The organism is Streptomyces sp. CNB091 (genome assembly GCF_000377965.1).
This window is the reverse complement of record NZ_KB898991.1, coordinates 129073-149819: the sequence shown is the minus strand read 5'-3', so window position 1 is coordinate 149819 and position 20747 is coordinate 129073. Positions and strand designations below refer to the sequence as shown.

Genomic DNA, 20747 nt, shown 5'->3' with positions numbered 1-20747 from the left:
AACACCACTCATCGACGCGGCCCCGGCAGCGGTGGTTCCCGCGCCCCGGCCTCTCTTTCCGCCGGCGCCCGGCACGGCCCCGGTCCCGCCGGTGAGCGGGGCCGGGGCCGGTGTCCTCACAGGTCACGCCCGCTGCGCGGGGCCACCGTCCTCGCCGTCGTTCGTTCCATTGTGCGCGACCGCGTCGCCGTACCCCTCCTCCTCGTCCCCGTCCGGCGGCAGGAAGAGGTCCTCGTCGCCGTCGTCCGCGCCGTCCCAGCCCTCCGCGTCGGGGTCGTACTCGATGCCTTCGCTGCTCCAGGAGGCCTGGGCCAGCTCGACCCCGGGCACCTCGCTGACCAGGTCGAAGGGATCGACCAGCGAGGCGAGGGCCTCCGCACCGTCTGCCCGGACCGTGGCCTCCGCATGCATCCGCTCCTCGGCGGTGTCGCTCCCGGCGACCGCCGCGACGGGCTCCCCGTACTCGGCGGCGATGGATTCGAGGGCGGTACCGGTCAGCGCGTCGAGGTCGGTGACCTCCAGCACCATCTCCACGCGAAGCCGAACAAACCTGGATGTCTCTTCTGTGCTCATAGGCCGGAGCGTAAGGCCCGGCGAGGCCGCGACTTTCCACCGACCCGCTGCTTTGCTTAGCATCGGCCCACGGGGCTAACTCATGGTTGTCGCAAGGGGATCGAATCTGTGTCAGTCACTCGTCGCACACTGCTGACCGCCACCGCCGCAGGCACGCTTCTGGCCGCTCTCTGGTTCGTCCCGTCGGCCAACGCGACCGGTGAGAACGGCGTCCAGGGCACTCCGGCCGCCGCGTCCGGCCGAGCCGCCGAACAGCCCGCCGGAAGCCCCGACGCCTCCGGCGCGCTCCTCGCCGACACCGGGCCGGGCCCGGACACCACGCCGTATCTCATCGGCGGCACAGCCCTGTTGGGCCTCGGCGCGGGCTTCGTCACGTACTCGGTGCGGCGCGCCGGGTCCGGGGCCCGCCCGGCGCTCTGAGCATTCCGTACGTACCCGAGAGGGCTCCCGCGACGATGGCGCGGGAGCCCTCTCTTCCGTACGCACGGGCTCTTCCGTGCATACGTACGCAATGGCTCCTCCATGCATACGTACGCACGGGGCCGGCTCAGGCCAGCGGGCCCGTGACCGGCTCCACGGCGGCGACCAGGCGCCCCTCCCGTACGAACGTGTCGGCGGCGGCCAGGTCCGGTGCGAGGAAGCGGTCCGGGCCCGGGCCCTCGGCGCCGGCGGCCCGCAGCGCGTCCACGGCCGCCTGCGAGGCGGGGGCGGGGGTCAGGCCCTGGGCGGCGCGGATCTCGACGGCGCGGGTCGCGGCGTACAGCTCGACGGCGACGATCCGGGCCAGGTTGTCCACGGCCGTACGGAGTTTGCGCGCGGCGGACCAGCCCATGGACACGTGGTCCTCCTGCATCGCGGAGGACGGGATGGAGTCGGTGGAGGCGGGGACCGCGAGCCGCTTCATCTCGCTGACCAGGGCGGCCTGGGTGTACTGGGCGATCATCAGGCCCGAGTCGACCCCGGCGTCGTCCGCGAGGAACGGCGGCAGACCGTGCGAGCGGTTCTTGTCGAGCAGCCGGTCGGTGCGGCGTTCGCAGATCGAGCCGAGGTCGGCGGCGACGATCGCGAGGAAGTCCAGGACATACGCGACGGGCGCCCCGTGGAAGTTGCCGTTGGACTCGACCCGCCCGTCGGGGAGCACCACCGGGTTGTCGACGGAAGAAGCCAGTTCGCGGCCCGCGACGACGGCCGCGTAGTCGAGGGTGTCGCGGCCCGCGCCGTTGACCTGGGGGGCGCAGCGCACCGAGTAGGCGTCCTGGACCCGGGGCGCGTCGTCCTGATGATGACCCGTCAGGCCGGAACCGGCCAGCACCCGCGCCATGTTGTCCGCGCTGACGCCCTGGCCGGGGTGCGGGCGGATGGCGTGCAGCTCGGGGGCGAGGACCTTGTCCGTGCCGAGCAGGGCCTCCAGGGAGAGGGCGGCGGTGATGTCGGCCGAGGTGTAGAGGTTCTTCAGGTCGGCGAGGGCCATGACCAGCATGCCGAGCATGCCGTCGGTGCCGTTGAGGAGGGCCAGGCCCTCCTTCTCACGGAGCTCGACCGGGGTGATGCCGTGCGCGGCGAGGAGTTCGCCGGCCGGGCGGACGGTGCCGTCGGGGCCCTCCGCGTCACCCTCGCCCATCAGGGTGAGCGCACAGTGCGACAGCGGGGCGAGGTCGCCGGAGCAGCCGAGCGAGCCGTATTCGTGGACGACGGGCGTGATGCCCGCGTTCAGTACGTCGGCCATGGTCTGCGCGACCTCGGGGCGCACGCCGGTGTGGCCGGAGGCGACCGTCTTCAGCCGGAGGAACATCAGCGCGCGGACGACCTCGCGCTCGACGCGGGGGCCCATGCCGGCCGCGTGGGAGCGGACGATGTTGCGCTGGAGCCGCGCCCGCAGCTCCGGGCCGATGTGGCGGCTGGCGAGGGCGCCGAAGCCGGTGGAGACGCCGTAGACCGGCTCGGGCTTGGCGGCGAGCGCGTCCACGACGAGACGGGCGGCGGCCAGGGCCTCCACGGCGGCGGCGGAGAGCTCGACCCGGGCGCCGTGGCGGGCCACGGCGACGACGTCCTCGGCGGTGGTTCCGGACGTCCCCACCACAACAGTGTGCATATCCATATTCAGCAGCGTACGTATTGAAAGCCTTCATGTCACTAGTGGTGCCGCCCAGGGCCCCTTACGGGACAAGCGTGGATACGTGAGCGGCTGCCCGCCGCGCGAACGCCCGACGCGCCTCACCGCACGGAGACCCGACGCACCTCCCCCGCGCGCCGAGACGATGCGCCACCGCACCGGGGCGCGCCCGCGCTCACCCCGAACGCGGCGGCGCACCCGGAGTCACGGCCTGTTGCCGCGCAGCCTGCGGCGGTCGTGCGCGGACTTCGGCGGGGAGTCCGCGAGCCGGATGACCTCGCCGTCCCGCCCGGCCACCACCGGGCCCAGCGACCGCGCGGCCTTGGCCCGGTACTGGGCGGCGTCCGCGAGCCGGAAGAGCCTGCGGGCCGAACGCACCGGGCCGATCGGGTCGCCGGTGGAGGCGACCCCGCAGGCGACCCCGTCGCCCAGCTCGATCACCGCCGCCCGGTCGCACAGCTCGGTGGCGACGCCGACCACCGCGTCGGCCGGGGGGCCCGCCGCCAGCAGACAGAACTCATCGCCGCCCAGCCGGGCCGCCAGCGCCTCCGGCAGCATCGCCCCGCACAGCGACAGCACGGAGCCGAAACGTTCCAGCAGACGGTCGCCGACCGCGTGGCCGTGGGTGTCGTTCACCGCCTTGAGGCCGTTCAGATCGCAGACGACGAGGCTGACGACCGTGTCGTCGACCCGGTGCCGCTCGACGGCCTCGTCGAGCCGGATATCGACCGCGCGGCGGTTCGCCAGACCGGTCAGCGGATCGGTGAAGGCCAGCTTGCGGACCTCCTCCAGGCGCTCGGTCTGGGCGATCCCGGAGGCCACGACGGCGGCGAGCACGGTCGCGAAGTCCGCGTCGGCCCGGTCGAAGACGGGCTGCCCGGCCGGCCGCGCCACATACAGCTCGCCCCACGCCCGGCCGTGCAGCACGATCGGCGCGACCACGCAGCAGCCCCGGCCGCGCCGCCGGAGCGCCGCGACCCGCTGGTGGCAGTACGGGCGGGCGCCGCGCGCCGGACCGCCCGCACCGGGCTGCCCGTCGGCGGTCTCCACCCAGGCGTCGGGCTCACCGCCGCCCGCCCAGCGCTCGTGCAGGAACTCGGTGATCTCCGGGAACTCATGGACCGGGTAGGCCTCCTCCTCGGGGAACTCCTCCTCCCCCTCGGCCCGTTGGCCCGCGTTCACCAGCACCCGCAGTCTGCCCCGGTCCCGCTCCCACACGGAGAGCGCGGCGAAACTGCCGCTCAGCGCCTCGCAGGCGCCCAGCGCCGCCGCCCGCCACGATTCACGCGGCGTGTAGGCCGCGGCCATGGTCTGCGCAAGCGAAACCACGGCCCGCAGCCGCTCATCGTCACCACCCATTGCTACAGCTTATGTAAATTTGTTCCTTTTTGATCAGTTTGAAGCGTAACTAATTTCAACTATTCTCCAGCCGCGCACTCACTCTGCGTAACAGGCGGTCCGTTCACTCGCCGGGCCAGTCGGGGCGCCGCTTCTCGTTGAACGCGGCCACGCCCTCCGCCCGGTCCCCGGAGAAGGCCACCGACCGCCAGGCCGCGTCCTCCACCTCCAGGCCCGCCCGCAGGTCGAGCCCCTGCCCCAGCCGGAGCGCCTTCTTGGCCGCACGCAGCCCGACCGGCGAGTTGGCGGCGATCCGGCCGCCCAGCGCGAGGGCCTCCTCACGGTCCCGGCCCGCCTCGACCAGCTCGTCGACCAGCCCCAGCTCGCGGGCCTCGGCGGCCTCGACGCGGCGGGCGCTGAACACCAGCTCGGCGGCGCGCGCCGCCCCCACCCGGCGCGGCAGCAGCTGCGTACCGCCGCCGCCCGGGATGACGCCCACGGACACCTCGGGCAGCCCGACCACGGCGGTGGCGTCGGCGACGATCACATCGCAGGCGAGGGCGAGTTCGAAGCCGCCGCCGAGGGCGAAGCCGTGCACGGCGGCGATCACCGGCATCGGCAGCTCCAGAACCCCGGTGTAGGCGGCGCGGGCGGTGGGCCGCTGACGTACGAGGTCGGCGTCGGTGAAGGAGTTGCGCTCCTTGAGGTCCGCGCCCACGCAGAAGGCCCGCTCATGGCTGGAGGTCAGAACGGTGGCCCGGACGTCCCGGTCGGCGCCGAGCGCGTCGCAGGCGGCGGCGATGGAACGGGCCATGTCGGTGGAGACGGCGTTCATGGCCTTCGGCCGGTCGAGGACCAGCTCGGCGACGTGGTCCTGCCCCTCGTGCCGTCGTACGACGACGAACTCCCCGTACCGCTGCTCGGACGTGACGGTCATGGCTGCTCCCCTGTCATGGACGGCCTGTTAACGAGCGTTACCGTCACGGATCCTAGACAGGACGTGCCCGCCCCCGACAGGGCGGGACGGGACCGGGATGTGTCGACCGGGACGGAAGCGTGACGACGAAGGCGTGACGGCAGGGGCGCGACGGGGGCGGGCCGCGCTCAGGAGCCGGTCTTCCCCCGCCGGGCCAGCAGCCACGGCTCCACCACGCCGAGCCCGCGCACCGGGCGCTGCCACATCGGCTGGAGCCCGAAGCGGTAAGTCGGCAGCGGCGGCTCGTCGTCGGGCTCGCGGCCCTCCTTCTCGGCGACCCGGGCCCGTTCGGCGGCGGCCGCGACGGCCTCGGCGGCCTGCGCCTCGGACTCCGGGGCGTCGCCGTGCCGGACCAGCTCCTTGGCGAACGCCCCGTCGACCAGGACGGCGTCCTTCGGCGCTATCGAGGTGAGCCGGCTGGCGAGGTTCACCGTGGTGCCGAAGACGTCGCCCATCCGGGTGGTGACCGTGCCGAAGGCGATGCCGACGCGCAGGGCGGGCATCGTCTCGTCCTGGGCCATGGCCTCGATCAGCCGGAGCGCTATCTCGGCGGCGGTGCCCGCGTCGTCGGCGGCGAAGAGGACCTCGTCGCCGAGGGTCTTGATGAGCCGGCCGCCGTGCGCGGCGACCAGGTCGGCGGCGGTCGTCTCGAAGGACTCGACCAGTTCGCCGAGCTCCTCCTCCTCCAGCCGTCGGGTCAGCCGGGTGAAACCGACCAGGTCGGCGAAGCCGACGGCGAGCCGACGGTCGACCATCTCCTCGTCGTCGGCGGCCTGCACGACCCGGCCGGTCGCGGCGGCGAGCTGGCGCCGCCACACGTAGACGAGGAACTCCTGGAGCTCCGGGAGCAGCAGCTCGACCAGCGGATACGTGACCTCGGTGCGGGTCATGCCCGGCTCGGGCGGCTCGGTAAGCCCCTCCAGGAACGAGTCGATCTGCCACTCGGCCAGCCGGGCGGTGGTCTGCCCGGTGGAGCGGGCGACCTGGATCGCCATCGGCTCGCTGAGCAGCCCCGCCTCGACGAGACCGGCGAGCCGTCGCAGGGCGAGCACGTCGGCCTCGGTGAGCGCCTTGGCCTGGCCGATGTCGGCGAAGCCCATGGCCCGCCAGAACCGGGAGGCCAGGTCCATGGAGACCCCGGCGGTGCGGGCCGCCTGGAAGGGCGTGTAGCGCCGGTCGGCCCCCAGGATCAGCGCTTCGAGGCGGATGGCGAGGGGGTCGTCGGTCGGTTCCACCGTGTGGTCGACCTCGTGGTGGGGTGTGGCGTGGACCGAGGAGTCCGACCCGGGCTCCTCACCCGCGCCGGACGTCGTGTCGCCGACGGTCACCAGCCGCCTCCTGCCCGTTCCCTGCGCACTGCCCTGCCGATCTGTCGCTGGATCGCCTCAACGATACGGCAGGTGTGCCCCAGCTCACGTCCTTGGTTGTCCGTCATCGGTGCGTCGCGCGTGATATCTCAGGCATACGCGGTATCCACCGGTACGCCCGCCGGGGGCGCCCGGCCGGTCAGGTCAGGCCGCCCGCGGCGCCCCGCAGGTGGACGACGTCACCGGCCGACACCGGCCGCTGGAGACCGTCCTCGGTGGAGAGGACGAGACGCCCGTCCCCGTCGATCGCGACCGCATCGCCGACCAGGGACGTACCCCCCGGCAGCTCCGCCCGCACGGTCCGGTCCAGCGTCGCGCAGCCTGCCGCGTAGGCGGCCTGGAGCCCGCTCGCGGCCGCGTCGCCGTCCGCCGCCTTCCACCGGCCGTACCAGTCCTCCAGCGAGCGCAGGACGGCGCGCAGCAGGGTCTCGCGGTCGGTGGAGACCGCACCGGCGAGCGCCAGCGACCCGGCGGTGGGGGCGGGCAGCTCGTCGGCGCGGAGCGAGACGTTGATGCCCAGGCCGACGACGATGCCGTCCCCGGCGAACTCGCCGAGGATGCCGCCCGTCTTGCGTTCCTCCCCTTCCACCGAGACCAGCAGGTCGTTGGGCCACTTCAGCGACATGTCGACACCCGCCGACTTCGCGAGCCCGGTCGCGGCGGCGACCCCGGCCAGCAGCGGGACCCACCCCCACCGCTCCACGGGGATGTCGCCTGGCTCCAGGTGGACCGAGAGGAACAGCCCGGAGCGGGGCGGTGCGGTCCAGGTCCGCTCCAGCCGTCCGCGCCCGGCGGTCTGCTCCTCGGCGACCAGCACCGTGCCCTCGCCCGCCGCCCCGGCACGGGCCCGCCCGGCGAGGTCGGTGTTGGTGGATCCGGTGGACTCCACGACCTCCAGCGACGTCCACAACGCGGCCGGCCGCAGCAGGCCGCGCCGCAGCGCGGTCACGTTGAGGGGCGGCCGGTCGAGGTCCGACCAGCGGTTGTGTGGCGCATCCGGGGGTGTCATGCAACCCAGCCTAGGTGTGGCAAAGGACGCACTGCCTTTCCGGAGGCGCGCCGATACCCTACGAGTCAGTAGCCAGAGCCGGACTGACGGCTGGCCGTCCCCCCGTGACCGGTGCCAGACGTCGTCCCCGTGACCAGGCAGGGAGCCGCCCCCCGATGTCCGAGCCGCTAAGCGACATCCACACCACCGCGGGCAAGCTCGCGGACCTGACGCGCCGCATCGACGAGGCGACGCACGCCGGTTCGGCCCGCGCGGTCGAGAAGCAGCACGCCAAGGGCAAGCTGACGGCCCGTGAGCGGGTCGGGCTGCTGCTGGACGAGGGCTCCTTCGTGGAGCTCGACGAGTTCGCCCGGCACCGCTCCACCAACTTCGGCATCGAGAAGAACCGCCCGTACGGGGACGGTGTCGTCACCGGTTACGGCACGGTCGACGGCCGCCCGGTCTGCGTGTACTCGCAGGACTTCACGATCTTCGGCGGTTCACTCGGCGAGGTCTACGGCGAGAAGATCGTCAAGGTCATGGACTTCGCGCTGAAGACCGGCTGCCCGGTCATCGGCATCAACGACGGCGGCGGCGCGCGGATCCAGGAAGGCGTCGTCGCGCTCGGCCTGTTCGCCGAGATCTTCCGCCGCAACGTGCACGCCTCCGGGGTGATCCCGCAGATCTCGCTGATCGTCGGCCCGTGCGCGGGCGGTGCGGTCTACTCCCCCGCGATCACCGACTTCACGGTGATGGTCGACCAGACCTCGCACATGTTCATCACCGGCCCCGACGTCATCAAGACGGTCACCGGCGAGGACGTCGGCTTCGAGGAGCTGGGCGGCGCCCGTACGCACAACACCACCTCCGGGGTGGCGCACCACATGGCGGGCGACGAGAAGGACGCCATCGAGTACGTCAAGTCGCTGCTGTCGTACCTCCCGTCGAACAACCTCTCCGAGGCCCCGGTCTTCCCGGAGGAGGCGGACCTCGCCATCACGGACGAGGACCGCGAGCTGGACACGCTCATCCCGGACTCGGCGAACCAGCCGTACGACATGCACACCGCGATCGAGCACGTGCTGGACGACGGCGAGTTCCTGGAGACCCAGGCCCTGTTCGCGCCGAACATCATCACCGGCTTCGGCCGGGTCGAGGGCCACCCGGTCGGCATCGTCGCCAACCAGCCGATGCAGTTCGCCGGCTGCCTGGACATCAACGCCAGCGAGAAGGCGGCGCGCTTCGTCCGCACCTGCGACGCGTTCAACGTCCCCGTCATCACCTTCGTGGACGTGCCGGGCTTCCTGCCGGGCGTGGACCAGGAGTACGGCGGCATCATCCGGCGCGGCGCGAAGCTGATCTACGCCTACGCGGAGGCGACGGTCCCGCTGATCACCGTCATCACCCGCAAGGCCTTCGGCGGCGCGTACGACGTGATGGGCTCCAAGCACCTGGGCGCCGACCTGAACGTCGCCTGGCCCACCGCCCAGATCGCCGTCATGGGCGCCCAGGGCGCGGTGAACATCCTGCACCGCCGCACCATCGCGGCCGCCGACGACCCGGACGCGACGCGGGCCGAGCTGATGACGGCGTACGAGGACGCGCTGCTCAACCCGTACGTGGCCGCCGAGCGCGGCTACGTCGACGCGATCATCATGCCGTCCGACACCCGGGCCCACATCGTCAAGGGGCTGCGTCAGCTGCGGACGAAGCGGGAATCACTGCCTCCGAAGAAGCACGGCAACATCCCGCTCTAGCCGCAGCCGTACGTTCGCCGTTCGCCGTTCGCCGTTCGCCGTTCGCCGTTCGCAGAAAGGTCTGCCCATGATCAAGGTCGTACGGGGCAACCCCACCCCGGAGGAGCTGGCCGCCGCCCTGGCGGTGGTCCGGGCGCGCGCCGCGGCGGCGTCCGCCGTCCCGTCCGGCGCGCCGCTGCCGCCCGGGCAGTGGTCCGACCCGGGGCGCATCGCCCGCGCCGGCAGCCCGCGTCCGGGCCCCCGGGCCTGGGCCCGGACGTACTGGCCGGTCTGAGCGCGCGAGGCCGCCCCCGCCCGCGCGGGGGCGGCTTTGAGTACCCGTACTCAGGCGTAGGGGCGGGCGGCGCAGCAGGATCGGGAGCATGCTGTGGTCCGACCCCGAGAACAAGCCGCCGAAGGAACTGCGCGACGCCCAGGACATGATGCGCAGAGTGGGTGTCCTGCTGGCGCTGTCGATGCTGGTGGCGATGTTCGTCCTCGGCTTCCGCTGAGAGGGTGGCGCGGGCCGGGGCGCGTCCGCCCCGGGTCGGGCCGCCCTCCGAGAAGCCGGGCCCGTGGCCGGACGCCGTGCGCGGGCCCTTCTACGATGGCCCGCATGACTGATCAGCGCCGTCTCGTGCTCGCCTCCGCCTCCCCCGCCCGTCTCGGTCTGCTGCGGCAGGCCGGATTCGCCCCCGAGGTGATCGTCAGCGGGGTGGACGAGGACGCCCTGAGCGCACCGACCCCCGCCGAGCTGGCGCTCGTCCTGGCCCGGGCCAAGGCGGCGGCCGTCGCGGAGCGCGCCGAGGCGGCGGGCGCCCTGGTCATCGGGTGCGACTCGGTGCTGGAGCTGGACGGCGAGGCGCTGGGCAAGCCGGCCGACGCCGAGGAGGCCACCGCCCGCTGGAAGTCGATGCGCGGCCGGTCGGGCGTCCTGCGGACCGGGCACAGCGTGATCGACACCGCCTCCGGCCGTACGGCCTCGGCGACGGGGTCCACGGTCGTACGGTTCGGCGAGCCGAGCGACGCCGAGGTCGCCGCCTACGTGGCCTCGGGCGAACCGCTCCATGTCGCGGGAGCGTTCACCCTGGACGGCCGCTCGGCACCGTTCGTCGACTCCATCGAGGGCGACCACGGCAATGTCATCGGGCTCTCGCTGCCGCTGCTGCGCCGGCTGCTGGGCGAGCTGGACGTCTCCGTCACGGAGCTGTGGGTCTGATCCACGGGGCCAGGTCCTGTCGGTCCAGGGCCCGCCCCGTCGCTCACGCCGTCCTCGGCCCGGGTCTCGGGGCCGTACGCCAGCAGGGTGAGCACCAGCAGGGCCAGCACGAGCATCATGAACGCGAAGGCGCTCCAGCCCACCAGCCCGACGATGACCGCGCCGAGGACGCCGTGCACGACCGCGCAGCCGATCAGGATGATGCGTCCGAAGCGTCCCGGGGCGCGGTCGCGGGCCCCGGCCAGCAGGGCGATCAGCCCGCACAGGACCAGCAGCAGGCCCAAGACGCCGCCCATCACCCAGGTGCCGGTGGACATGGCGTCCGGGTCCAGGCCGGCGAGCGACATGTTCTGGTTCTCGGCGACCGTGGCCAGGACGGCGTTGATGAGCACGATGCCCACCGCCTCCCCGAACAGAACGAGCGCGGTCACGATCGCCACCGGTCTGCGCATGACCGATCCACCCCCTGTTACCTACGGTACGTGCGTAGCGCGGACCCTACTCATGGGTATTCCTTCGGACAAGAGGTCTGACAGGCCCGTGTGCCGGGCAAAGAATCCAGCGACCGTTCGTAGGGACCCCACAAAGAAATGCTGTGAGGCGTTGACCCTAAAGACAGAGACCTGCACCACACCGGCTGGTTACTGTGCGGTTAAGGATCGCGGCGTACCGTGGTGCCACAAGGGATTCCACTACTGGGGCAAGCCTCGGATCACACTCCGTGTGGGCAAGCTCACCAATGGGGACGGGTCGTACGGCCGTGTCGGTAGTCCCTAAACTCAGCTTGTTTCGAGGAGGGAGTCATCGTGCGCAAGGTGCTCATCGCCAACCGTGGCGAAATCGCTGTCCGCGTTGCTCGGGCGTGCCGGGACGCGGGGATCGCGAGTGTCGCGGTCTACGCCGAGCCGGACCGGGACGCGTTGCACGTCCGGGCCGCCGACGAGGCGTTCGCCCTGGGCGGTGACACCCCGGCCGCCAGCTATCTGGACATGGCCAAGGTGCTCCAGGCCGCCAAGGACTCGGAGGCGGACGCGATCCACCCCGGGTACGGATTCCTGTCGGAGAACGCCGAGTTCGCCCAGGCCGTCCTGGACGCCGGGCTGACCTGGATCGGCCCGCCGCCGCAGGCCATCCGCGACCTCGGCGACAAGGTCGCCGCCCGGCACATCGCCCAGCGCGCCGGCGCCCCGCTGGTGGCCGGCACCCCCGACCCGGTCTCCGGGGCCGACGAGGTCGTCGCGTTCGCCGGGCAGAACGGGCTCCCCATCGCGATCAAGGCCGCCTTCGGCGGCGGCGGGCGCGGCCTGAAGGTGGCCCGCACCCTGGAGGAGATCCCGGAGCTGTACGACTCCGCGGTCCGCGAGGCCGTCGCGGCGTTCGGCCGGGGCGAGTGCTTCGTGGAGCGCTACCTCGACAAGCCCCGCCACGTGGAGACCCAGTGCCTGGCCGACCAGCACGGCAACGTGGTCGTCGTCTCCACCCGTGACTGCTCGCTCCAGCGCCGCCACCAGAAGCTCGTCGAGGAGGCCCCGGCCCCCTTCCTGAGCCAGGCGCAGAACGACGAGCTGTACGCGGCGTCCAAGGCGATCCTGAAGGAAGCCGGCTACGTCGGCGCCGGCACCGTCGAGTTCCTCGTCGGGGCGGACGGGACGATCTCGTTCCTGGAGGTCAACACCCGCCTCCAGGTCGAGCACCCCGTCACCGAAGAGGTCACCGGCATCGACCTCGTACGCGAGATGTTCCGCATCGCCGACGGCGAGGAGCTCGGCTACGGTGACCCCGCCGTGCGCGGTCACTCCTTCGAGTTCCGCATCAACGGCGAGGACCCCGGCCGCGGCTTCCTCCCCGCCCCCGGCACCGTCACCACCTTCGCACCGCCGACCGGCCCCGGCGTCCGCCTCGACGCGGGCGTCGAATCCGGCAGCGTCATCGGCCCGGCCTGGGACTCCCTGCTCGCCAAGCTCATCGTGACCGGCGCGACCCGCGAGCAGGCCCTCCAGCGCGCCGCCCGCGCGCTCGCCGAGTTCACCGTCGAGGGCATGGCCACCGCCATCCCCTTCCACCGCGCCGTCGTCACCGACCCCGCCTTCACCACGGACCCCTTCACCATCCACACCCGCTGGATCGAGACCGAGTTCGTCAACGACATCAAGCCCTTCACCACCCCCGCCGAGACGGACACCGACGACGAGGCCGGCCGGGAGACCGTCGTCGTCGAGGTCGGCGGCAAGCGCCTGGAGGTCTCGCTCCCCTCCTCACTGGGCATGAGCCTGGCCCGCACCGGCCTCGCCGCCGGCGCCAAACCCAAGCGCCGCGCCGCGAAGAAGGCCGGCTCCGCCACCTCGGGCGACAGCCTCGCCTCACCCATGCAGGGCACCATCGTCAAGATCGCGGTGGAGGAGGGCCAGGAGGTCAAGGAGGGCGACCTCGTCGTCGTCCTGGAGGCCATGAAGATGGAGCAGCCGCTCAACGCGCACCGCTCCGGCACCGTCAAGGGGCTCAGCGCCGAGGTCGGCGCCTCGGTCACCTCCGGCGCCCTGATCTGCGAGATCAAGGACTGACCGCCCGGCACACTCCGCAGGGGCCCGGTCCACGTCATGACGACGCGGGCCGGGCCCCTTCGTCACAGTGGCATCCTGGAACCCACAGAAGGTCCGAGGTCCGAGGACCTGGGGAGGGGCTGAAGCCATGGCAGGGGCGATCCCGATGGAGACGAGCACGGCACGACCGCCGGTCCGGCCGATGCGCGCGGACGCGCGCCGGAACCACGACCGGCTGGTGGGCGAGGCTCGCAGGGCCTTCGCCGAGCACGGCACGGACGCGTCGCTGGAGGACATCGCCCGCCGGGCGGGGGTGGGCATCGGCACCCTCTACCGGCACTTCCCGAACCGGGACGCCCTGATGAACGCGGTCTTCCAGGACGCCCTGAGCTCGCTCCTGGACCGCTCCCGGGAGCTGGCGGCGGCGGAAGCCCCGTGCCGGGCGCTGGTGGACTGGCTGGGCGCGATCGTCACTCATGCGGGTGAGTACCGCGGCCTGGCCCACGGCCTGATGTCCGCCTCCCACAACGGGAGCTCGGCACTCGTCCAGTGCCACCTGCCGCTCCGGGAGGCGGGCGCGGGGCTGCTGCGCCGGGCCCAGGAGAGCGGGTCGGTGCGGGCCGACGTCTCGATCGACGATCTGCTCCAGCTCACCAACGCGATCGCGCTGGCGGCCGAGCAGTCGCCCGACGACCCGGAGTTGGCGGAGCGGCTGCTGCGGCTGACGCTGCGCGGGCTGAAGTAGCGGGCCCTGCGGCGGCAGATCCAGCCTCTCCGGCGTTTGAGGAGCGGGGGTTCGGGGGCAGCGCCCCCGACCCGGGCCTAACGCCGCCGCAGGTCCGCGACCCGCGCCCGCTCCCCTGGAACGTCCGCCAGCGCGGAAGCGCTGCGCAGCTGCGGCCCGAGACCGCCGTTCTGCGTGCGCCGCTGGCCGGGGAGCGGCATGTCCCGGCGGGGCTGACGCCCCGGTGGGGGGCTGCCACCGCCGGACGCGTCCGCCTCCGGACCGGCCACCGTGATCTCCACGCCCTGGTCCGCCAGGGACTGGAGCTCGGCGGCGGCCCGCTCGTCGTGGAGCGGGGGCTCGTCGGTCACCAGGCGGGTGATCAGTTCCGTGGGCACCGTCTGGAACATGGTGTCCGAGCCGAGCTTGGTGTGGTCCGCCAGGACGACCACCTCCGCCGCGGCCTCCACGAGAGCCCGGTCGACGCTGGCCGAGAGCATGTTGGAGGTGGACAGGCCACGCTCCGCCGTGAGACCGCTCCCGGAGATGAAGGCCCGGGAGACCCGCAGCCCCTGGAGGGACTGCTCGGCCCCGCTGCCCACCAGCGCGTAGTTGCTCCCGCGCAGGGTGCCGCCGGTCATGACGACTTCGACCCGGTTGGCATGGGCCAACGCCTGGGCCACCAGCAGGGAGTTGGTGACGACGGTCAGGCCGGGGACCCGCGCGAGCCGGCGGGCCAGCTCCTGCGTGGTCGTGCCGGCGCCGACCACAATGGCCTCGCCCTCGCCGACGAGGCCTGCGGCCAGGTCGGCGATGGCAGTCTTCTCCGCGGTGGAGAGATGGGATTTCTGCGGAAAGCCGGACTCCCGCGTAAAACCGCCCGGCAAGACCGCACCGCCGTGCCGGCGGTCGAGGAGTCCTTCTGCCTCCAGTGCCCGCACGTCCCGCCGTACGGTCACTTCGGAGGTCTGGACGACGCGGGCGAGCTCACGGAGCGATACCGCCCCGTTGGCACGCACCATTTCGAGGATCAACTGACGACGTTCTGCAGCGAACACGGAACTGACAGTAACCTGGCCGCCGGTGAGTTTTCAGCAGTTTGCGCCGAATAACGGAAGTTGTACTTCAAAGGGGCCTCCAAGTGGTATAGGAGGCCCCTTTGTTGTTCTGCGGTGATCGTCAGGCGGACGCCGCGCCGCTCGGACTGCCGCCCGGTTGCGGCGAGATGCCGGAAATGTCGCGTTTCCCGGGCTCTCAGCCCTCGCCCGTGAGCTTGCGGGTGTGCAGCTGCCGGGCCACTTCGGCGATCGATCCGGACAGGGACGGGTACACGGTGAACGCGTTGGCGATCTGTTCCACCGTCAGGTTGTTGTCGACCGCGATCGAGATGGGGTGGATCAGCTCGCTGGCGCGCGGCGCGACCACGCAGCCGCCGACCACGATCCCCGTACCGGGACGGCAGAAGATCTTGACGAAACCGTCGCGGATGCCCTGCATCTTGGCGCGCGGGTTGCGCAGCAGCGGCAGCTTCACCACCCGGGCCTCGATCTTGCCCGCGTCGACCTCGGCCTGGCTGTAGCCGACGGTGGCGATCTCCGGGTCGGTGAAGACGTTGGCGGAGACGGCCTTGAGGTTCAGCGGGGCGACCGCGTCACCCAGGAAGTGGTACATCGCGATACGGCCCTGCATCGCGGCGACCGAGGCCAGCGCGAAGATCCCGGTGACGTCGCCGGCCGCGTAGACGCCGGGGGCGCTGGTGCGCGAGACCCGGTCGGTGAGGACGTGCCCGGAGTCCTTGAGTCGTACGCCGGCCTCCTCAAGACCCATGCCCGCGGTGTTCGGGATCGCGCCGACCGCCATCAGGCAGTGCGAGCCGGTGATGACCCGGCCGTCGGCCAGGGTCACCTCGACCCGGTCGCCGACGCGCTTGGCGGACTGGGCGCGGGAGCGGGCCATGACGTTCATCCCGCGGCGGCGGAAGACGTCCTCCAGGACGGCGGCGGCGTCCGGGTCCTCGCCGGGCAGCACCCGGTCGCGGGAGGAGACGAGGGTGACGCGCGAGCCGAGCGCCTGGTAGGCCCCGGCGAACTCGGCGCCGGTGACGCCGGATCCGACGACGATGAGCTCCTCGGGAAGCTCGTCGAGGTCGTAGACCTGGGTCCAGTTCAGGATGCGCTCGCCGTCGGGCAGTGCGTCCGGGATCTCCCGGGGGTGGCCACCGGTCGCTATCAGCACGGCGTCGGCGGTGAGCCGCTCCTCGGTGCCGTCGGCGGCGGTGACGACGACCTGGCGGGACCCGTCGGCGGCCTGGAGCCCGTCGAGCCGGCCCCGGCCGCGCATCACGCGGGCGCCGGCCCGGGTGACGGAGGCGGTGATGTCGTGGGACTGGGCGAGCGCGAGGCGCTTGACCCGGCGGTTGACCTTGCCGAGGTCCACGCCGACGACCCGGGCGGCCTGCTCCACGTGCGGGGTGTCGTCGGCGACGATGATGCCCAGCTCCTCGTACGAGGAGTCGAAGGTGGTCATCACCTCGGCCGTGGCGATCAGGGTCTTCGAGGGTACGCAGTCGGTGAGGACCGAGGCCCCACCCAGACCGTCGCAGTCGACGACGGTCACCTCCGCGCCGAGCTGGGCGCCCACCAGGGCTGCCTCGTAGCCGCCGGGGCCGCCGCCGATGATCACGATCCGGGTCACGAAAAGTCCGCCTCGCGTTGTGTAACCCGCGGCCGTCTGCCGCCCCGGCCGGGGGTCCGGGGGATCGCCCCGGGGGAATGCAGTACGTACTCCATTGTCCCGCACGCGCCAAAGTGCTTCGCCCCGGGGCCCTCCATACGGGAAAGAGGGCGTCCGCCGCACGGGACCGAACCGCCGGGAACCGCACCGGAGACCCACCGCGCGCTCCCCCGACCGGGGCCTTCGTCACAGGAACCGCCGCTCCCGCGCCCACCTCCCGTACCCTCGGTCCCATGTCGCTCTACGCCGCGTACGCCGGCAACCTCGACGCGCGGCTGATGACCCGCCGCGCTCCGCATTCCCCGATGCGCAGCACCGGCTGGCTCAACGGCTGGCGGCTGACCTTCGGCGGGGAGCAGATGGGCTGGGAGGGGGCGCTGGCCACCGTGGTGGAGGCGCCGCGCTCCCAGGTCTTCGTCGCGCTGTACGACCTGGCGCCGATGGACGAGGACTCGATGGACCGCTGGGAGGGCGTCGGGCTCGACATCTACCGGCGGATGCGGGTGCGCGTGCACACCCTGGACGGCGAGGAGCCGGCCTGGATGTACGTGCTGAACGGCTACGAGGGCGGGCTGCCCTCGGCGCGCTATCTCGGCGAGATCGCGGACGCCGCGGAGTCCGCCGGCGCACCGCACGACTATGTGATGGAACTGCGCAAGCGCCCCTGCTGACCAGGGCGGACCGGGGCCCGGCCACGCCGTGTTCGTACAAAAGCACAACGTCCCGTGGCGCGCCTTTGCGCCCGTACATCTACGCGCGTAGGGATTGAGCGGTTACGCTCGTCCGCGTGAACGCATCTGTTATTCCGGACAACATCCAGGCCGACCCGCGGGCAGCCGCCGCCGGGGCCGCCGCACGCCTGCGCGAGCTGACCGGCGCCGACACCCATGACGTCGCCCTGGTCATGGGCTCCGGCTGGGCGCCCGCGGGCGAAGCACTCGGCGTCCCGGAGGCCGAGTTCCCCGTGACCGATCTGCCCGGCTTCCCGGCGCCCGCCGTCGAGGGCCACGGCGGCACGGTCCGCTCCTACCGGATCGGCGAGAAGCGGGCGCTGGTCTTCCTCGGCCGCACGCACTTCTACGAGGGCCGGGGCGTCGCCGCCGTCGCCCACGGGGTCCGTACGGCGGTGGCCGCGGGATGCGGGACCGTCATCCTGACGAACGGCTGCGGAGGGCTGCGCGAGGGCATGCGCCCGGGACAGCCGGTCCTGATCAGCGACCACATCAACCTGACGGCCACCTCCCCGATCATCGGCGCCAACTTCGTCGACCTGACCGACCTGTACTCCCCGCGGCTGCGCGCGCTGTGCAAGGAGATCGACGACACCCTCGAAGAGGGCGTCTACGTCCAGCTCCCCGGCCCCCACTACGAGACCCCGGCCGAGATCAACATGGTCCGGGTCATGGGCGGCGACCTGGTGGGCATGTCCACGGTCCTGGAGGCCATCGCGGCCCGGGAGGCGGGCGCCGAGGTGCTCGGCCTCTCCCTCGTCACCAACCTGGCGGCCGGCATGTCCGGAGAACCCCTCAACCACGAGGAGGTCCTCCAGGCCGGCCGCGACTCGGCGGCCCGGATGGGCGCGCTGCTGGCGAGGGTGCTCGACCGCGTCTGAGCCGAGCCCATCGGGACCGGCTCGCCTGTTCTCGCACCCTCCGGACCGGTCCTGGCTGAGCCTACGGGGACCGGCTCTGGCTGAGCCTTCCGGACCGGTCCTGGCTGAGCTCTTCGGGACCGGTCCCGGCTGAGCCCTCCGGGAATTGGCTCCCGTACCTGCCCTCCTCGGCCCGCTGCCCTCCTCGGCCCGCCCGGCCGCGTTTTCAGCCCGTCCGGCGTTTGAGGACCGGGGTCCGGGGCGGAGCCCCGGTTTCGGGAAGGGGCGGGGAGGGGAACAGCCCGCGCAGCGCCCGCACCACCCCCACCCCACCCCCGTACCCCCTCCCGCACCCCCGAAAGGCGGACCCCGTGCAGCACGACCTCATCGCGCAGGCCAGGACCTGGCTGGCCGAGGACCCCGACCCCGAGACGCGCGCGGAGCTGGGCGCGATCATCGAGGCGGGCGACGCCCAGGAGCTCGCCGCCCGCTTCGCGGGCACGCTCCAGTTCGGCACCGCCGGGCTGCGCGGGGAGCTGGGAGCCGGGCCGATGCGGATGAACCGGTCCGTGGTGATCCGGGCGGCGGCGGGCCTCGCCGCGTATCTGAAGGCCCAGGGCGAGGAGGGCGGGCTCGTCGTCATCGGGTACGACGCCCGCTACAAGTCGGAGGACTTCGCGCGCGACACCGCGGCCGTGATGACGGGCGCCGGGCTGCGTGCCGCCGTGCTGCCCCGCCCGCTCCCCACCCCCGTACTGGCGTACGCCATAAGGCATCTGGGCGCGGTCGCCGGGGTCGAGGTCACCGCCAGCCACAACCCGCCGCGCGACAACGGCTACAAGGTCTACCTCGGCGACGGCTCGCAGATCGTGCCTCCGGCCGACGGCGAGATCGCCGCCGCCATCGACGCGGTCGGCCCGCTGGCGGGCGTGGAGCGCCCCGAGGACGGCTGGGAGACCCTCGGCGACGAGGTCCTGGCCGCCTACCTCGCCCGTACGGACGCGGTCCTGGCCCCCGACAGCCCCCGTACGGCTCGCGCGGTCTACACCGCGATGCACGGCGTCGGCACCTCCGTGCTGACCGCCGCGTTCGAGCGGGCCGGATTCCCGGCACCGGTCCTCGTCACCGAGCAGGCCGATCCCGACCCCGCGTTCCCCACCGTGGCCTTCCCGAACCCGGAGGAGCCCGGCGCGATGGATCTCGCCTTCGCCACCGCGCGCCGGGCGGCGCCGGACCTGGTCATCGCCAACGACCCGGACGCGGACCGCTGCGCCGTCGCCGTGCCCGACACCGCCACGGAGGGCGGCTGGCGGATGCTGCGCGGCGACGAGGTGGGCGCGCTGCTGGCCGCGCACCTGGTGGAGAGGGGCGTGAGCGGCGTGTTCGCCGAGTCGATCGTGTCGTCGTCGCTGCTCGGCCGGATCGCGGAGAAGGCGGGCCTCGGTTACGAGGAGACGCTGACGGGCTTCAAGTGGATCGCCCGGGTGGACGGCCTGCGGTACGGGTACGAGGAGGCGCTCGGCTACTGCGTCGACCCCGAGGGCGTCCGCGACAAGGACGGCATCACCGCCGCCCTGCTCGTCGCCGAGCTCGCCTCCGTACTCAAGGAGAAGGGCCGTACGCTCCTGGACCTGCTGGACGACCTGGCGCTCACGCACGGTCTGCACGCCACCGACCAGCTATCGGTGCGGGTGGAGGACCTCTCGGTCATCGCGGACGCCATGGCCCGGCTCCGGGAGCAGCCGCCGGCCGCGCTGGCCGGTCTCGCCGTCACCTCGGCCGAGGACCTGGCGCGGGGCACGGACCGGCTGCCGCCCACCGACGGGCTGCGCTACCACCTGGAGGGCGCCCGGGTGATCGTCCGCCCGAGCGGCACCGAGCCGAAGCTGAAGTGCTACCTGGAGGTCGTCGTGCCGGTGGCGGACGCGGCCGGGCTGCCCGCCGCGCGGGCCCGGGGGGCCGAACTGCTCGCCGGGATCGCGCGGGACCTGGCGGCCGCGGCGGGCATCTGACGCTCAGCTCGCACGCCGAAGGGCCGGCCCCCCGGGAGGGGGCCGGCCCTTCGGCGTCCAGCCGCCAGGTCTCCGCCTCTCAGCCGAGCGCCCCCACCACGACGAGCAGGACGGCCCCCGCGACGGCCGGGGCGATCACCTCGTACGCCCAGCGCACGGAGCCCCGGTCCGCGCCCTCGGCGGTCGTGTCGCCGGCCTGCTCGGCGATGTCCCGCAGATCGCGGACCGTCTGGTCGGCGGACGCGGTGCGCGCGGCGGAGTCGCGGACGTCGGCGCTGACGGAGGTGCGGCCGTAGGGGTCGTCGTGCGCCGCGCGGGCCGCGCTGCGCGCCGCGCGCTTGCGGGCGCGCAGGGAGACCGGGACGGCCCACAGCTGGTACTTCGTACCGTCCTGGGCGAGCAGCTCGGAGGAGTACGAGGCCCGTACGTCGGCGACCTCGGTCCAGGGCAGCTCGATCGTCCGGAACGGGTTGCGGACCTGGATGCGCTCGTCGTCCGCGAAGACGGCGGGCCGCAGGGTGAACGCCACGACCAGCGGCACCACGAGGAGCAGCGCGGCCGCCGCCAGCCAGGGCACCCGCCCCTCGCCCCGGATCATGGCGTCGCCCGCCATCCAGGCGATCAGCAGAAGCAGCAGCGACCCGCAGACCAGCGCGGCGACGGAACGGTAGGTCCGTGTCGCGGGGGGCGGCTCCGCGGGTGGTGTGGGGCTCGTCATGGGGCCGATTCTGCCTGACGGGCGCGGAGGGCGGCGGAGCGGCCGCACCGTACGGCCGCCCGGCCGTGGCGCCCGGAGGAGCCGGTACGGGAGGAGCGGGTGCGGGACGCACGGACGGC

The 20747-nt window shown here is 72.9% G+C and carries 19 protein-coding genes and 1 pseudogene; 10 read left to right on the top strand and 10 right to left on the bottom strand.

The genetic code is table 11. From position 1 onward, the window contains the following. Positions 1-123: 123 nt before the first annotated feature. On the bottom strand, positions 124-573 hold the full coding sequence (locus D581_RS0104620; RefSeq protein WP_486585795.1) for a hypothetical protein: 450 nt from the start codon (positions 571-573) through the stop codon (positions 124-126). 108 nt (positions 574-681) lie between these two features. Here D581_RS0104620 and D581_RS0104615 point away from each other — a divergent pair, with 108 nt between their 5' ends. Beyond that, complete coding sequence (locus tag D581_RS0104615; protein WP_018956060.1) at positions 682-993, top strand: hypothetical protein; 312 nt, start codon at positions 682-684, stop codon at positions 991-993. 127 nt (positions 994-1120) lie between these two features. Here D581_RS0104615 and hutH read toward each other — a convergent pair whose 3' ends face one another. The 5 genes from hutH to D581_RS0104590 all read right to left on the bottom strand — a co-directional run bounded on the left by hutH (position 1121) and on the right by D581_RS0104590 (position 7376). Further along, positions 1121-2671: a histidine ammonia-lyase gene (gene hutH, locus D581_RS0104610; RefSeq protein ID WP_026290203.1), complete on the bottom strand. Its 1551-nt coding sequence runs from the start codon at positions 2669-2671 to the stop codon at positions 1121-1123. A gap of 219 nt (positions 2672-2890) precedes the next feature. Continuing rightward, on the bottom strand, positions 2891-4045 hold the full coding sequence (locus tag D581_RS0104605) for a GGDEF domain-containing protein (protein WP_018956058.1): 1155 nt from the start codon (positions 4043-4045) through the stop codon (positions 2891-2893). 103 nt (positions 4046-4148) lie between these two features. Further along, positions 4149-4961: an enoyl-CoA hydratase/isomerase family protein gene (locus D581_RS0104600; RefSeq protein ID WP_007458812.1), complete on the bottom strand. Its 813-nt coding sequence runs from the start codon at positions 4959-4961 to the stop codon at positions 4149-4151. A gap of 167 nt (positions 4962-5128) precedes the next feature. Continuing rightward, entirely contained in the window at positions 5129-6328 is a 1200-nt protein-coding gene (locus tag D581_RS0104595; protein WP_018956057.1) for an adenylate/guanylate cyclase domain-containing protein, read from the bottom strand. Positions 6329-6506: 178 nt separating this feature from the next. Then, positions 6507-7376 (bottom strand): biotin--[acetyl-CoA-carboxylase] ligase, encoded by an 870-nt coding sequence (locus D581_RS0104590; protein WP_020679169.1) that lies wholly within the window; start codon positions 7374-7376, stop codon positions 6507-6509. Positions 7377-7531: 155 nt separating this feature from the next. Here D581_RS0104590 and D581_RS0104585 point away from each other — a divergent pair, with 155 nt between their 5' ends. The 4 genes from D581_RS0104585 to D581_RS0104570 all read left to right on the top strand — a co-directional run bounded on the left by D581_RS0104585 (position 7532) and on the right by D581_RS0104570 (position 10310). Continuing rightward, complete coding sequence (locus D581_RS0104585; RefSeq protein ID WP_018956055.1) at positions 7532-9112, top strand: acyl-CoA carboxylase subunit beta; 1581 nt, start codon at positions 7532-7534, stop codon at positions 9110-9112. Positions 9113-9179: 67 nt separating this feature from the next. Next, positions 9180-9386 carry an acyl-CoA carboxylase epsilon subunit gene (locus D581_RS0104580; RefSeq protein ID WP_018956054.1) on the top strand — a complete coding sequence of 69 codons (207 nt, stop codon included), beginning with the start codon at positions 9180-9182 and terminating at the stop codon, positions 9384-9386. An 88-nt stretch (positions 9387-9474) separates the two neighbouring features. Beyond that, positions 9475-9603, top strand: coding sequence for a morphogenic membrane protein MmpB (mmpB, locus tag D581_RS1000000141930; protein ID WP_018956053.1), 129 nt, complete (start codon positions 9475-9477; stop codon positions 9601-9603). A 95-nt stretch (positions 9604-9698) separates the two neighbouring features. Further along, entirely contained in the window at positions 9699-10310 is a 612-nt protein-coding gene (locus D581_RS0104570) for a Maf family nucleotide pyrophosphatase (protein ID WP_018956052.1), read from the top strand. A gap of 26 nt (positions 10311-10336) precedes the next feature. Here the strand turns inward: D581_RS0104570 and D581_RS1000000139355 are convergent. Then, a pseudogene (locus D581_RS1000000139355) lies at positions 10337-10762 on the bottom strand (hypothetical protein); the annotation flags it as partial. Between the two features lie 354 nt (positions 10763-11116). On the opposite strand from D581_RS1000000139355, the gene D581_RS0104560 reads away from it, so the two are divergent. Together D581_RS0104560 and D581_RS0104555 are read left to right on the top strand one after the other, a co-directional pair. Then, positions 11117-12871, top strand: coding sequence for an ATP-binding protein (locus D581_RS0104560; RefSeq protein WP_018956050.1), 1755 nt, complete (start codon positions 11117-11119; stop codon positions 12869-12871). 145 nt (positions 12872-13016) lie between these two features. Further along, positions 13017-13595 carry a TetR/AcrR family transcriptional regulator gene (locus tag D581_RS0104555; protein ID WP_469222229.1) on the top strand — a complete coding sequence of 193 codons (579 nt, stop codon included), beginning with the start codon at positions 13017-13019 and terminating at the stop codon, positions 13593-13595. 77 nt (positions 13596-13672) lie between these two features. On the opposite strand, the gene D581_RS0104550 is transcribed toward D581_RS0104555, so the two are convergent. Both D581_RS0104550 and D581_RS0104545 read right to left on the bottom strand, forming a co-directional pair. Then, entirely contained in the window at positions 13673-14632 is a 960-nt protein-coding gene (locus D581_RS0104550) for a DeoR/GlpR family DNA-binding transcription regulator (protein ID WP_078625617.1), read from the bottom strand. Positions 14633-14828: 196 nt separating this feature from the next. Beyond that, complete coding sequence (locus D581_RS0104545; protein WP_018956047.1) at positions 14829-16268, bottom strand: NAD(P)H-quinone dehydrogenase; 1440 nt, start codon at positions 16266-16268, stop codon at positions 14829-14831. A gap of 272 nt (positions 16269-16540) precedes the next feature. Between D581_RS0104545 and D581_RS0104540 the strand changes: the two genes are divergently transcribed. From D581_RS0104540 to D581_RS0104530, 3 genes are all read left to right on the top strand, one after another. Continuing rightward, on the top strand, positions 16541-16978 hold the full coding sequence (locus tag D581_RS0104540) for a gamma-glutamylcyclotransferase family protein (RefSeq protein ID WP_007458837.1): 438 nt from the start codon (positions 16541-16543) through the stop codon (positions 16976-16978). A gap of 116 nt (positions 16979-17094) precedes the next feature. After that, the gene (locus D581_RS0104535) at positions 17095-17919 is read left to right on the top strand and encodes a purine-nucleoside phosphorylase (RefSeq protein WP_018956046.1); all 825 of its coding nucleotides are present in this window, start codon (positions 17095-17097) and stop codon (positions 17917-17919) included. A gap of 350 nt (positions 17920-18269) precedes the next feature. Next, the gene (locus D581_RS0104530; RefSeq protein WP_018956045.1) at positions 18270-19910 is read left to right on the top strand and encodes a phospho-sugar mutase; all 1641 of its coding nucleotides are present in this window, start codon (positions 18270-18272) and stop codon (positions 19908-19910) included. A gap of 79 nt (positions 19911-19989) precedes the next feature. Here the strand turns inward: D581_RS0104530 and D581_RS0104525 are convergent, their stop codons facing one another. Next, complete coding sequence (locus D581_RS0104525) at positions 19990-20628, bottom strand: PH domain-containing protein (RefSeq protein WP_018956044.1); 639 nt, start codon at positions 20626-20628, stop codon at positions 19990-19992. Positions 20629-20747 lie beyond the last annotated feature (119 nt).

Coding starts and splice junctions, on each gene's coding strand:
- D581_RS0104620 (WP_486585795.1), bottom strand. CDS start 573: ATGAGCACAGAAGAGACATCCAGGTTTGTTCGGCTTCGCGTGGAGATG.
- hutH (WP_026290203.1), bottom strand. CDS start 2,671: ATGGATATGCACACTGTTGTGGTGGGGACGTCCGGAACCACCGCCGAG.
- D581_RS0104605 (WP_018956058.1), bottom strand. CDS start 4,045: ATGGGTGGTGACGATGAGCGGCTGCGGGCCGTGGTTTCGCTTGCGCAG.
- D581_RS0104600 (WP_007458812.1), bottom strand. CDS start 4,961: ATGACCGTCACGTCCGAGCAGCGGTACGGGGAGTTCGTCGTCGTACGA.
- D581_RS0104590 (WP_020679169.1), bottom strand. CDS start 7,376: ATGACACCCCCGGATGCGCCACACAACCGCTGGTCGGACCTCGACCGG.
- D581_RS0104585 (WP_018956055.1), top strand. CDS start 7,532: ATGTCCGAGCCGCTAAGCGACATCCACACCACCGCGGGCAAGCTCGCG.
- D581_RS0104580 (WP_018956054.1), top strand. CDS start 9,180: ATGATCAAGGTCGTACGGGGCAACCCCACCCCGGAGGAGCTGGCCGCC.
- mmpB (WP_018956053.1), top strand. CDS start 9,475: ATGCTGTGGTCCGACCCCGAGAACAAGCCGCCGAAGGAACTGCGCGAC.
- D581_RS0104570 (WP_018956052.1), top strand. CDS start 9,699: ATGGCCCGCATGACTGATCAGCGCCGTCTCGTGCTCGCCTCCGCCTCC.
- D581_RS0104555 (WP_469222229.1), top strand. CDS start 13,017: ATGGAGACGAGCACGGCACGACCGCCGGTCCGGCCGATGCGCGCGGAC.
- D581_RS0104540 (WP_007458837.1), top strand. CDS start 16,541: ATGTCGCTCTACGCCGCGTACGCCGGCAACCTCGACGCGCGGCTGATG.
- D581_RS0104525 (WP_018956044.1), bottom strand. CDS start 20,628: ATGACGAGCCCCACACCACCCGCGGAGCCGCCCCCCGCGACACGGACC.